The organism is Actinomadura logoneensis (assembly GCF_003428695.1).
GTDB classification, from domain to species: Bacteria; Actinomycetota; Actinomycetes; order Streptosporangiales; family Streptosporangiaceae; genus Spirillospora; species Spirillospora logoneensis.
This window is the reverse complement of the sequence record NZ_QURH01001007.1, coordinates 1-12,332: the sequence shown is the minus strand read 5'-3', so window position 1 is coordinate 12,332 and position 12,332 is coordinate 1. Positions and strand designations below refer to the sequence as shown.

10 protein-coding genes are annotated in these 12,332 nt (G+C 74.1%); 3 read left to right on the top strand and 7 right to left on the bottom strand.

Annotated features, from left to right (window positions below):
- Positions 1-999 (top strand): hypothetical protein (locus DZF91_RS41425; protein ID WP_199487097.1); only part of this gene is annotated, 999 nt, incomplete at its 5' end.
- A gap of 55 nt (positions 1,000-1,054) precedes the next feature.
- On the opposite strand, the gene DZF91_RS34645 is transcribed toward DZF91_RS41425, so the two are convergent.
- From DZF91_RS34645 to DZF91_RS34615, 7 genes are all read right to left on the bottom strand, one after another.
- Entirely contained in the window at positions 1,055-3,142 is a 2,088-nt protein-coding gene (locus DZF91_RS34645) for an ATP-binding SpoIIE family protein phosphatase (protein WP_117361265.1), read from the bottom strand.
- Between the two features lie 198 nt (positions 3,143-3,340).
- Positions 3,341-4,210: a spermidine synthase gene (locus DZF91_RS34640; protein ID WP_117361264.1), complete on the bottom strand. Its 870-nt coding sequence runs from the start codon at positions 4,208-4,210 to the stop codon at positions 3,341-3,343.
- A gap of 168 nt (positions 4,211-4,378) precedes the next feature.
- Complete coding sequence (locus tag DZF91_RS34635; protein WP_117361263.1) at positions 4,379-5,401, bottom strand: ABC transporter ATP-binding protein; 1,023 nt, start codon at positions 5,399-5,401, stop codon at positions 4,379-4,381.
- The gene (locus DZF91_RS34630) at positions 5,391-6,422 is read right to left on the bottom strand and encodes an ABC transporter ATP-binding protein (protein ID WP_117361262.1); all 1,032 of its coding nucleotides are present in this window, start codon (positions 6,420-6,422) and stop codon (positions 5,391-5,393) included. Before DZF91_RS34630 ends, DZF91_RS34635 begins: the two co-directional genes overlap by 11 nt.
- 2 nt (positions 6,423-6,424) lie before the next feature.
- Positions 6,425-7,339 (bottom strand): ABC transporter permease, encoded by a 915-nt coding sequence (locus tag DZF91_RS34625; protein ID WP_117361261.1) that lies wholly within the window; start codon positions 7,337-7,339, stop codon positions 6,425-6,427.
- Positions 7,332-8,261, bottom strand: a complete 930-nt coding sequence (locus DZF91_RS34620) for an ABC transporter permease (RefSeq protein ID WP_117361260.1) — start codon at positions 8,259-8,261, stop codon at positions 7,332-7,334. Before DZF91_RS34620 ends, DZF91_RS34625 begins: the two co-directional genes overlap by 8 nt.
- Positions 8,262-9,854, bottom strand: a complete 1,593-nt coding sequence (locus DZF91_RS34615; protein WP_117361259.1) for a peptide ABC transporter substrate-binding protein — start codon at positions 9,852-9,854, stop codon at positions 8,262-8,264. It lies immediately after the preceding gene.
- Between the two features lie 118 nt (positions 9,855-9,972).
- Between DZF91_RS34615 and DZF91_RS34610 the strand changes: the two genes are divergently transcribed.
- Both DZF91_RS34610 and DZF91_RS34605 read left to right on the top strand, forming a co-directional pair.
- Positions 9,973-11,319, top strand: a complete 1,347-nt coding sequence (locus DZF91_RS34610; protein WP_268915998.1) for a M20/M25/M40 family metallo-hydrolase — start codon at positions 9,973-9,975, stop codon at positions 11,317-11,319.
- Positions 11,320-11,398: 79 nt separating this feature from the next.
- Positions 11,399-12,332, top strand: a 934-nt coding sequence (locus tag DZF91_RS34605) for a hypothetical protein (protein WP_147341525.1), incomplete at its 3' end; no start/stop codon positions are given.

Genomic DNA, 12,332 nt, shown 5'->3' with positions numbered 1-12,332 from the left:
CCGCCCGCGATCGCGCCGCTCACCCGCACCCTGACGCCGCACCTGCTCGTCGCCGGCCCCGGCACCCTGCCGCCCGACGCGGTGGCGAAGGTCCGCCGCCTCAAGGGCGTCGCCGGCGCGACCGTCGTGGACGCCGCGCGCGCCCAGGTCGCCGGGCGCCAGGTCGGCCTGCTCGGCGTGGACCCGTCCGACTTCCGGGCCTACGTGCCGAAGCAGAGCGGCGCGTCCGACCAGCTGTGGCAGACGGTCGCGACCGGCGGACTGGCCGTCTCGTTCTCCCTCTCCCAGGACGGCTCGGTGCCGCTCGGGCAGGTCGTCCCGGCGGGCAGCGCCTCGCACCCCGGACGGCTGCGGGTCTCGGCGTACGCCGCGCTCGGCATCGACGACGTGGACGCGGTCGTGTCGCGCGGCCAGGCCCGCGCGCTGGGCATGCCCGACGGGAACGCGCTGGTGCTCAGCGCGCCCGAGCTCGACCCGGACAAGCTGGAGAAGCAGCTCAAGCGGATCCTGCCGAAGGGCACCAAGGTCGCGGTGCTGAACGCCCCGGCCAAGCCCGTCCGGGACAGCGCGCCCAAGTCGCAGCCGCAGGTGTCCGGACGGCCCGACGGCGCGTCCACCGCCCGGTCCCTGATCACCGGCAACACCGTCACGCCGACGATGCGGGACGCCGTGCTGGAGATCGACCGCATGTTCGGCCCGTTCCCCACGATCGGCTGCTACCGCGGCGGCGCGGACGCCCAGGACCACGCCGACGGCCGCGCCTGCGACTTCATGGAGAGCGGCGGCGGGGCCATGCCGAGCGCGTCCGCGCAGCGGCACGGCGACCAGGTCGCCGCCTACGCCGTCGCGAACGCCTCCCGCCTCGGCATCTCCTACGTGATCTGGAAGCAGCACATCTGGAACATCAGGCGCGCGTCGGAGGGCTGGCGGCCGATGGCCGACCGCGGCGGCATCACCGCCAACCACTACGACCACGTGCACATCTCGGTCCTGCGCTGACCCGCGCCGCAGCCCGCGCCTGGCGGCCGGAACCCCGCCGCCGGGGCGTCGGACGTCAGGGAAGCGCCTGCTCGCACCACACGGCCTTGCCGGTGGCGGTGCGGCGGACGCCCCAGCGGCGCGCGAGCCGTCCCACGACGTGCAGGCCGCGCCCGGTCTCGGTGAGCACGGCGTCGTCCGACTCGAACGTCCCGCGCACCCGCGGACGGCCGTCGGAGGAGTCCTGCACCTCGCACAGCAGGCCGCCCTCGCGGACCAGCCGCAGCGTGACGCGCCCGCCCGCGTGCCGGATCGCGTTGGTGACCAGCTCGGACGCCAGCAGGGCGGTCGAGTCGGCCAGCTCCGGCAGCTCCCAGCGGGCCAGCCGGTCGCGGACCAGGCCGCGGGCGCGGCGCACCGCCGCGGCCTCGGCGGGCAGCTCCCAGCTCACGTGGTGGGACTCCGGGATGCGGCGCAGCCGCGCCACGAGCATCGCGATGTCGTCGCGGTGCCGGTCGTCGTAGACGCCGCCGAGCGCGCCGTCGCAGAGGTCCTGGAGGGACGCGCCGCCCCCGCCGTGGGCGCGGACGTACGCCGGCCCGTCCTCCCGCCCGGCCGCCTCGGCGCGGCGGTCGAAGACGCGGCGCAGCCGGGCGAGCCCGTCGTCGATGTCGCGGCCCCGGTTCTCCACCAGGCCGTCGGTGTAGAGGAACAGCAGCGTGCCGTCCTCGACGGCGAACTCGCGGCTGGCGACCGGGCCGTCGCCGACGCCGAGCGGCGGCGACGGTGGCACGTCCAGGTAGGTCGCGGGCGCTCCGGGCGCGGCCAGCAGCGGCGGCAGGTGCCCGGCGCTCGCCACCTCGCAGCGTCCGCTGACCGCGTCGTACACCACGTACGCGCACGTGGCGAAGTGCGGTTCGCGCTCGCCGAGGGTGGACATCAGCAGGTCGAGCCGCTCCAGCGCCTCGGCGGGCGGCAGGTCGAGCCCGGCCAGGGTGTGGATGGCGGTGCGCAGCCGCCCCATCGTCACCGCGGCGCGCACGCCGTGCCCGGCGACGTCGCCGACGACGAGCGCGACGCGTCCGCCGGGCAGCGCGATCGACTCGTACCAGTCGCCGCCGACCTCCACCAGCCGCGATCCCGGCAGGTAGCGGTGGTGCACCTGGACCGAGGACGGCGCGGACAGCCCGGTCGGCAGCAGGCTGCGCTGCAGGGTGAGCGCCGTGGCCCGCTCCCGCCCGTACCGGCGGGCGCCGTCGACCGACCGGGCGGCGCGCGCGGCGAACTCCATCCCGATCTCGATGTCGTAGGCGTCGAACGGCCGGTGCGCGGTGTCGCGGGTGCAGACGAAGAAACCGGCCGCGCCGGGCCGGTCCGAGTCGTCCAGGCGCACCGGGAGCAGCAGCATCGAGGTGCCCTTGAGCAGGTCGGCGACCGGCGGGCGGCCCCACTTCTCGGCGAGCTGGGCCGCGTCCTCGCCGCCGAAGACCGTCAGGACGGGCTCGCCGGTCAGCACGCACCGCTCGTGCGGCGTTCCGGCCGGGTAGACCAGCACCTCGCCGATCGGGAAGGCCGCGTGCCAGGCCGAGTCGCCGTCGTCGGAGGCGAGCGCCATGCGGCGCAGCGGCGGGGTGCCGGACGCGGGCGGCTCCTCGGCGTCCACCAGGCTCTCCACCAGCAGCAGCGCGCCGGAGTTGCAGAAGTGCGGGACGAGCACGTCCATCAGCCCGCGCGCGAGCAGGTCCAGGTCGAGGGTCGCGCCGACGCGCGGCAGGCCGTCCTCCAGCAGCGCGCGCCGGGTGACGGCCGGGTCCACGAACCGGTCGGTAAGCGGCGCCGGCATCCGGATCACCGCGAGCGCGGCCGGGCATGCGGACGCCCCGGGGGCGACCGGGCTCATCGGGTGGACGGTCACCACGGCCTCGCGCGCCACGCCCGACTCCCGCTCGGCGGCCGAGCCGACCGGCAGCATGACCGTGCGCTCGCGGCCGGACCGCAGCGCCTCGGCGAGCGGCGCCGCTCCGCCGGGCACGACGTCCTCCAGGGACGCGCCGCGCAGCCCGCCGGGGCGGCCCGCGAGCAGCGCCTCGGCGTTCCGGTCGGACTGGATCACGCTGCCCGCGGAATCCAGGCCGAGCAGAAGAATGCGGGTGGACGACTCCATCGCACGATTATGGAACATTGGCGGTTCCCGGCGCGGCGATATGACCTTGGAGTTTCCTGAAAATCGTCCGAACGGCCATTCTCCGATAATGGCCACCCGGTCATTTCCGGCACGGTCCGCCCGGACCGTCCCGACCTGCGAACCCCCTCCCCCGCTCGCGCACCGGGTGCCGCCGGGACCCGCGCCCGCGGCCCGGCGTCAGGACTTGCCGAACACCTGCGGCGGCGGGACGGGCGCGGCGACGTCCTCGCCGTCGCGCAGCACCGCCGCGCCGGCCGCGAAGGCGCCCAGGTCCTCGCCCTCCAGCAGCCGCGCGCGGAAGATCCCGCCCGCCGCGCGCCGGGACAGCTCGCCGACCGGCAGCGGCGTCCGGGACGCCACGAGGATCAGGTTGCCGAACCGGCGTCCGCGCAGCACGCCGGGGTCGCCGAGCAGCAGCGCGTGCGGGAACACCTCCCGGACGGTGGCGGCGACGCGGCGCGCGAAGGGCAGCCGGAACCCGTCGGCGACGTTCATCAGGTAGGTCCCGCCGGGCCTCAGCACCCGGGCGGCCTCGCGGGTGAACTCGACCGTGGTCAGCTCCAGCGGGATGGACGCCTCGCTGAACGCGTCCAGGACCACCAGGTCGTCGGCGCCGTCGGGGACCGCGGCGAGCCCGGACCGCCCGTCGGTGACGCGGATCTTCAAACCGGGCACGTTCTTGACCGGCAGCTGCTCCCGGACGAGCTGCACCAGCCGGCCGTCCGGCTCCAGGACCACCTGCCGGGACCCCGGCCGGGTCGCGGCGACGTAGCGGGGCAGGGTGCAGCCCGCGCCGCCGATGTGCACCGCGTCGAACGGCTCGCCGGGCGCGCCGAGGCAGTCCACCACGTCGCCCATCAGCCGCATGTACTCGAAGTCGAGGTGGGTGGGGTCGGCCAGGTCCACGTACGACTGCGGGACCCCGCCGACCAGCAGCACCCAGCCGCCGTCGCGGTCGGCGTCGCGCAGCAGCTCGGCCTCGCCGCCGTCGATCTCGTAGCGGTCCGCGCGGGGGCCGTCCCCGCTCCTGCTGCCCTTGCGCGCCATGCGCCTCAGCCTAGGGCGTCCCCGGCAGCGCGAGCGCCTCCGACCAGCCCAAAGCGCCGCTGAGAGGCGCACAGCGCCGCAGACAGGCGCAAGGCCGCCCGGACCAGCCGCACCATCGCCCGGCAGCCGGTCCGGGGCCTCCCCGGCGTCGCGGGGCCTCCCCGGCGTCTAGGGCGTTCCCGACGACTCCGGGACGGCCGGAGTGGCCGGGGCGGCGGCGAAGTGGCAGGCGCTCGGGTGCGCCGAGCCGTCCCGGACCACCAGCTCGGGGACCTTCTCGGCGCACACGTCGGCGGCCTTCCAGCAGCGGGTCCGGAACCGGCACCCCGACGGCGGGTCGATCGGCGACGGCGGCTCGCCCTCCAGCTCGATCGTCGCGGGCGGCGCCTCCGGGTCGGGCACCGGGACGGCCGACAGCAGCGCCTGCGTGTACGGGTGGGTCGGGTTCCGGTAGATCTCGGCCGCGGTGCCCGTCTCGACGATCCGGCCCAGGTACATCACGGCGACCCGGTCCGACACGTACCGGACGGCGGCCAGGTCGTGCGCGATGAACACGTACGACAGGCCGAGCTCGCGCTGCAGGTCGGCGAGCAGGTTCATCACCTGCGCGCGCACCGACACGTCCAGCGCCGAGACCGGCTCGTCGCAGACCACCACCTCCGGGCGCAGCGCGAGCGCGCGGGCGATCCCGACGCGCTGCCGCTGCCCGCCGGAGAACTGGTGCGGGTACCGGTCGGCGTGGCTCGGGTCGAGGCCGACCAGCTCCAGCAGCTCGCGCACGCGCGTCCGCCGCTCGCCCTTCGGCGCGACGTCCGGGTGGATCGCGAACGGCTCGGCGACGATGTCGCCGACCGTCATGCGCGGGTCGAGCGAGGAGTAGGGGTCCTGCAGCACCATCTGGACGCGGCGGCGCAGCGCGCGCAGCTCGCGCCGGGGCAGGCCGAAGATCTCCCGGCCGTCGAACCGGACCGTCCCGGCCGTGGGCTTCTCGTCGGCGAGCAGCAGCCGGGCGAGGGTCGACTTGCCGCAGCCTGACTCCCCCACCACGCCGAGCGTCTCGCCGCGGCGCAGCTCCAGGTCCACGCCGTCCACGGCCTTGACCGTCCCCACGGCCCGCCTGACGACCACGCCCCGGGTGATCGGGTAGTGCTTGACCAGCCCGTCCACCCGCAGGATCGGCTCATCCGCCACTTTCCACCTCCGCCTCGCCGGCGTAGACCTCGGCCGCGAAGTGACAGGCCGCCTCGTGCCCGGGCGCCACGGCGACGAGCGGCGGCTCCTGCTCGGCGCACACCGCCTCGGCGCGCGGGCAGCGCGGCCGGAACGGGCATCCGGACGGCAGGGCCGCCGGGTCCGGGGGCGCGCCGCGCACCGGCTCGAGCCGCCCGGAGTCCTGGTCGAGCCGCGGCACCGAGGCGAGCAGCCCGACGGTGTACGGATGCGCGGGACGCGCGTACAGCTCGCGGGCCGACGCGCGCTCGGCGACCGTCCCGGCGTACATGACGACGGTCCGGTCGGCGATGCCCGCCACGACGCCCAGGTCGTGGGTGATCAGGACCAGGCCCATGCCGAGCTCGTCGCGCAGCCGCGCGAGCAGCCGCATGATCTGCGCCTGGACGGTCACGTCCAGGGCGGTCGTCGGTTCGTCGGCGATCAGCACGTCCGGTTCGAGGGCCAGCGCCATGGCGATCATCACGCGCTGCCGCTGGCCGCCGGAGAACTGGTGCGGGTAGTCGCCGAGCCGGGTCGCCGCGGACGGGATCGCCACCCGCTCCAGCAGCTCGACGGCCTTCGCGCGGGCCTCCTTGCGGCCGGTGCCGCGGTGCGCCCGGTACATCTCGGCGAGCTGCGCGCCCACCGGGATCACCGGGTTGAGCGCGGTCAGCGCGTCCTGGAACACCATGGCGATGCGGTCGCCGCGGATCCGGCGGCGCTCGCGGTCGGGCAGGCCGAGCAGTTCGGCGCCGTCCAGTTTCACCGACCCGCCGGTGATCCGGGCGGGCGGGGTGTCGAGGATGCCCATCACAGCCTGCGCCGCGACGCTCTTGCCCGACCCGGACTCGCCGAGGACCGCCAGGGTCTCCCCCGCCGCCAGCGTGTAGCTCAGGCCGTTGACCGCGCGCACCTCCCGACCGCGCACGGTGAACGCGACCCGCAGGTCGCTCACCTCCAGCAGGGGCGTGCCGCCGCCCTCCGGCGCACTCGAAGTCATTGTCACCGCAGTTTCGGGTCCAGGGCGTCGCGCACCGCGTCGCCGAGCATCAGGAACGACAGCACCGTGGCGGACAGGAACAGCGCCGGGAAGACCAGCAGGTGCGGGTGGTCCACGACGTAGGACTGCGCCAGGTTGAGCTGGAGCCCCCAGGACACCTTCGGGTACTGGAGCCCGACGCCGAGGAAGTCGAGCGTCGCCTCGCCGGCGATGACGTTCCCGACGTTCAGGGTCGCGACCACGATCACCGGCGCGATCGCGTTCGGCAGCACGTGCCGGGCCATGATCCGCAGGTCGGACGCGCCGAGCAGCCGGGCCGCGCGCACGTAGTCGGCGTCCCGGACGGCGATCACCTGCCCGCGCATGATCCGGACCATGGTCGTCCAGCCGAGCAGGACCAGCACCAGCGTCATCGCGCCGACGCCGTGCCCGGGGAAGGCGACCAGCACGACGGTCGCGCCGAGCACGAACGGCAGCCCGAAGAACACGTCGGTCAGCCGCGCGATCACCGCGTCCACCAGGCCGCCGTAGTAGCCGGACAGCAGGCCGAACACCAGGGCGATGAGCAGCGCGAACAGCGTCACGACCAGCCCGATGAGCAGGGTCGGCCGGGCGCCGTGCACGACGTGCGCGTAGTAGTCGCAGCCGGCCAGGTCGGTGCCGAACCAGTGCGCCCCGGACGGCCCGGCCTTCGCCAGGTTCGGGTCGCAGTCCTGGTTCACGCCGCGGCTCGTGAACAGCCGCGGGACGGCCGCCATGAGCGCGACCAGCGCGAGCACCGCCGTCGCGGCCCAGAACAGCGGGCGGCGGCGCAGGTCGTACCAGGCGTCCCGCCACAGCGACGCGGCGCGGCCCTCGACCAGCCCGCCCGCCTCGGCGACGGCCGCGCCGGTCTCCCCGGACTGCACGTCAGTCATAGCGGATCCTCGGGTCGAGCAGGCCGTAGAGCAGGTCCACGGCGAGGTTCACCAGGATGAAGATGAGCACGAGCAGGGTGACCGCGCCGACGACGACGGGCCCCTCCTTGAGCTGGATGGACTGGAACACCTGCTGGCCGACGCCGGGCAGGTTGAAGATCCCCTCGGTGACGATCGCGCCGCCCATCAGCGACCCGAAGTCGACGCCGAGGTAGGTCACGACGGGGATCAGCGAGTTGCGCAGGCCGTGCCGGACGACCACGCGGGTGCGGCTGAGCCCCTTGGCGCGGGCCGTCCGGACGTAGTCGGCGCGCAGGTTCTCGGCCAGGCTCGTCCGGGTGAGGCGCGCGACGTAGGACAGGCCGAACGAGCCGAGCACCATGCCGGGCAGCAGGTAGCTGTAGGGCCAGCCGTCGTCGGCGCCCGCCGACGGAAAGATCCTCCAGTGCACCCCGAACAGGATCTGCGCGGTGTACCCGACGACGAACACCGGGACGGCGATGAGCAGCGTCGTCCCGCCGAGCACGAGCGTGTCGGCGAGCCTGCCGCGGCGCAGTCCCGCCCACACGCCGAGCGCGATCCCGACGACCAGCTCGAAGGCCCAGGCGGTGACCGCGAGCTTCGCGGTCACCTGCCAGCGCCCGGTCAGCATCTCGCCGACCTTCTGGCCGTCGTAGTTCTCGCCCAGGTCGCCGTGCGCGAGCAGCCGCCACATGTACTTGCCGTACTGCTCGAGCAGCGGGTCGTTCAGGTTGTAGCGTTCACGCAGCGTGTGCAGGACGGTGTCGGGGATCGGCTTGTCCCCGGCCATCGCCTGGATGGGGTCGCCCGGCAGGGCGAACACCAGCAGGTAGATCAGCAGGGTCGTGCCGACGAAGACCGGTACCGCCTGGAGCAGCCGCCGCAGGGCGTACCGCCACATCTACTTCTTCACCGTGACTTCGTCCACCAGCAGGCCGAGCGCGTAGGGCGTGACCGTCACGTTGTCGACCCTGCTGGACCGGCCGGCCTGGCCCGCCCAGGTCCACAGCGGGATCTGCGGCATCTCGCGGAGCGCGACGTCCTCGGCCGCGTTGTAGTCCTTGAGGGCCTCGTCCTGGTTGGCGGCGCCGTTGGCCTTGGCGATGAGCGAGTTGAACTCGGCGTTGTTCCAGCCCATCCGGTTGCCCGGCCCGTACATGTTCTCCAGGTAGTTCTGGGGGCTCGGGTAGTCGGCCTCCCAGTTCTGCCGGTAGGGGCCCTTCTCCTGGCGCTTGCGCAGCATCCCGAAGTAGTCGGACGCCGGGATCTGCCGGAACTGCACGTCGGTGATGCCGAGGTTCTGCTTCAGCGAGTTCGCGACGATCTGCATCCACTGGTAGTACGTCGGCTGCGCGTTGGAGAAGTACAGCTCCAGCGTCCCCTTGAACCCGCCGGCCTCCTGGAACAGCTGCTTGGCCTTGGTCGGGTTGAAGGTGCACATCTCACCGCAGGCGTTGTCGCGGTGCCCCTGGATCGCGGGCGGCAGGACCGAGTCGGCCACGATGTAGTCGCCGTTGTAGACGGCCTTGTTGATGCCCTGCCGGTCGATCGCCATGGAGATGGCCTGGCGCAGCTTGGGGTTGGCGAAGCGGGAGTCGAAGAGCGGGAACGCCAGGTAGTCGATCGTGCTCTTCTTGTGCGCGATGAACCGGTCGCCGAGCAGCCGCTTCGCCTCGGGGACCTTCGCCGCCGGGATCGTCTGCAGGACGTCGATGCGCCCCGCGCGCAGGTCGGTGTAGGCGGTGTCGGCGCTGGCGTAGCTCTTCCAGGTGATGCCCTTGTTGTGCGGCTTGCGCGGGCCCTGGTAGTCCGCGAACGCCTTCGCCTTGATCTGGACGTTGTGCTGCCAGTTGCCGTCCATCTCGTACGGGCCGTTGCCGATCGGATGGTCGTCGAACGCCTTCATGTCCTTGAAGGCGGCCTTCGGCAACGGCGCGTACGCCGGGTAGGTCAGCAGGAACGGGAACTGGCTGAACGGCGCGTCCAGCGTGATCTTGAGCGTGGTGTCGTCCACGACCTGGAGACCGGACAGCTTGTCGGTCTTCGGCTTGGCCTTGGTGTCGGCCGGGTTCAGGTCCGCGTAGCCCTGGATGTGCTGGAAGTACTCGTTGGCCTGCGTGCCGTTCGGACCGTAGGCCGCCCAGTTCCAGGCGTCGGCGAAGCTGGAAGCGGTCACCGGCTCGCCGTTGTGGAACTTGCGCCCCGGCTGGAGCTTGACCGTCCAGGTCTTCTGGTCGGTGGTGTCGACCGACTGGGCGGCCAGCGGGTACGGCTTGCCGTCCTTGGTGAGTCCCTCGATGTTGTCGAACAGGTTCGTGATGACGTCGAAGGAGTAGCTGCTGGTGGTGTTCCCCGGCGTCAGGTGGTCGGGTTCGGTGTGCCCCATGGTGAAGGTCCCGTCGCCCGACTTGCCGCCTCCGCCGCAGGCCGCGGCGCCCGTCGTCACGGCGAGCAGCACCGCCGCGAGCGCCGCCGTTCGTCCCAGGCCCGTCATAGTGCCCTCCCTCGCGCGTCGCGTTGCGGAAGCCTTCTTAGCGCTGAAACGATCTTCAGATCCCCGTCATGCGAGATTCGTCACCTATTCGAGATCACTTCACCGGAAGGAATCCCCCGTGCCAGGATCCGCAGCAGCCCCCACCACGTCACCGGGGCGCCGGCCCGCCGCCGCGTCCGCCGAGGTGGGCGGCATCTGCTCCGAGCTGATCCGGCTCGACACCACCAACCGGGGCGAGGGCGACTCCGAGGGTGAGCGCGCCGCCGCCGAGTACGTCGCCGGGCTGCTGTCGGACGCGGGCGCCGATCCGGTCGTGGTCGAGTCCGCGCCGGGCCGCGCCAGCACCCTCGTCCGGATCGCCGGGACCGACCCTTCGCACCCCCCGTTCCTGGTCCACGGCCACCTCGACGTGGTGCCGGCCGAGGCGTCCGACTGGACCGTCCCCCCGTTCTCCGGCGCGGTCGAGGACGGTTGCGTGTGGGGCCGGGGCGCGGTGGACATGAAGGGCTCGCTCGCCATGACGCTGGCGGTCGTCCGGCAGCGGCTCCGCGAGGGCCGCCGGACGCGCGGCGACCTGGTGCTGGCGTTCCTCGCCGACGAGGAGTGCACCGGCGAGTTCGGCTCCCGGTACGTGGTGACCGAGCACGCCGGATGGTTCGAGGGCGTCACCGAGGCGGTCAGCGAGTCCGGCGGGTTCAGCGTCACCGCCCCCGGAGGCGCCCGCGTCTACCCGGTCGCGGTCGGCGAGCGGTCCACGGCGTGGATGCGGCTCACCGCGCACGGCACCGCCGGGCACGGCTCCAAGCCCGCCCCGGACAACGCCGTCGCCGAGCTGTGCCACGCGGTCTCCCGGCTCGCGTCCTACCGCTGGCCCGTCCGGCTGACGCCGGCCGTCCGGGCGCTGGTCACCGAGCTGGGCGACATCCTGGGCGAGCCGGTCGACCAGGACCGGCCGGAGGAGGAGGCCGAACGGCTCGGCCAGATCGGCAAGCTGTTCGCCGGGACGGTCCGGAACTCGGCCAACCCGACGCGGCTGGACGCGGGCTACAAGGTCAACGTGATCCCCGGCTCGGCGTCCGCGCAGGTGGACGGCCGCTACCTGCCCGGGCTCGGCGAGGAGTTCCTCGCCACCGTGGACCGGCTGCTCGGCCCCCGGGTGACCCGCGAGTTCGTCAACCACGAGGAGGCGCTGCCCGGCGACCCGTCCGGGCCGACCTTCACCGCCCTGGCCGACGCCCTGCGCGCGGAGGACGAGGCGGCCCGGCCGGTCCCGTACGTCATGGCGGGCGGGACGGACGGCAAGTCGTTCGCCCGCCTGGGCATCCGCAGCTTCGGCTTCGCGCCGCTGCTGCTGCCGCCCGACCTGGACTACCAGGCCATGTTCCACGGCGTGGACGAGCGCGTCCCGGTCGCCGCCCTGGAGTTCGGCACCCGCGTCCTGGACCGCTTCCTCGACACCCGCTGACCCGCGCCCGCCGAGCCGCGCCCGCTCAACCGAGTCCGCTGACGCGAGCGCCGCCGTCCAGCGCGGGCGGGAGTGACGCGTGGCCCCGGAGACGGGGTATCGACCAGGAGTGGACCTCACCAGCGCCGCGCGGCGGCTCTACGGGGTGGCTCCCGAGGAGTTCACCGCCGCGCGCCAGGAACTGGCCAAGCAGGCCAAGCGGGACGGCGACGCCGTGCTGGCCAAGCGGGTCGGCGCGCTGCGTCGTCCGACCGTGTCGGCGTGGGCGGTGAACCTGCTGTCCCGGGAGGCGGCCCCGGAGCTGGAGATGCTCCTGGACACCGGGTCCGACCTGCGCGCGGCGTGGTCGCAGGGCCGTCCGATCAGCGGGCTGGAGCAGCGCCGCGGCGAGCTGGTCGACCTGCTGGTGCGGGCCGCGCGCCGCCTGGCCGCGGACGCCGGCAGGCCGCTGCGCGACCCGGCCGGGCGGGAGGTCGAGGACACCCTGCTCGCCGCGACCGTCGATCCGGACGCGGCGGAGCAGGTCCGCGCGGGTGCGCTGGCCCATCCGCTGAGCCACACCGGGTTCGTCCCCGCCGGGTTCGCGCCCGCCCCGGCCACCGAGGAAACGGTCCCCCGGCCCGCCCGGAAGCGTCCGGCGGAGCCGAGGACGACCCCGCACCGGAACCCGTCCGCCGCGCGGCGGAAAACCCGCACCGAACCACGGGACGCCGACGAGCGCCCCGTGGAGGTCGAGCCCCAGGAGGCGGACGAGCCCCCGGAGAGGGACGCTGGAGCCGAGCGGACGGCCCGCCAGGCGGAGAAGGGGCGGCGGCGGGCCGAGCGCGCCCGGCTGGCGGACGAGGCCGAGGAGCGCGCCGCCAAGGCGGAGCGGGTCCTGGAGACGCGGGAGGCCGAGGCCGACGAGGCCCGGCGGGAGCTGGACGCGGCGGAGGCCGAGGCCCGGCGGCTGCGCGCCGAGCTGGACGCGGCCGAGCGCCGCGGCGACCGCCTCCGGAGGCGCGTGGAGCGCG

Coding starts and splice junctions, on each gene's coding strand:
- DZF91_RS34645 (WP_117361265.1), bottom strand. CDS start 3,142: ATGGAGTCGTCCACCCGCATTCTTCTGCTCGGCCTGGATTCCGCGGGC.
- DZF91_RS34640 (WP_117361264.1), bottom strand. CDS start 4,210: ATGGCGCGCAAGGGCAGCAGGAGCGGGGACGGCCCCCGCGCGGACCGC.
- DZF91_RS34630 (WP_117361262.1), bottom strand. CDS start 6,422: ATGACTTCGAGTGCGCCGGAGGGCGGCGGCACGCCCCTGCTGGAGGTG.
- DZF91_RS34625 (WP_117361261.1), bottom strand. CDS start 7,339: ATGACTGACGTGCAGTCCGGGGAGACCGGCGCGGCCGTCGCCGAGGCG.
- DZF91_RS34620 (WP_117361260.1), bottom strand. CDS start 8,261: ATGTGGCGGTACGCCCTGCGGCGGCTGCTCCAGGCGGTACCGGTCTTC.
- DZF91_RS34615 (WP_117361259.1), bottom strand. CDS start 9,854: ATGACGGGCCTGGGACGAACGGCGGCGCTCGCGGCGGTGCTGCTCGCC.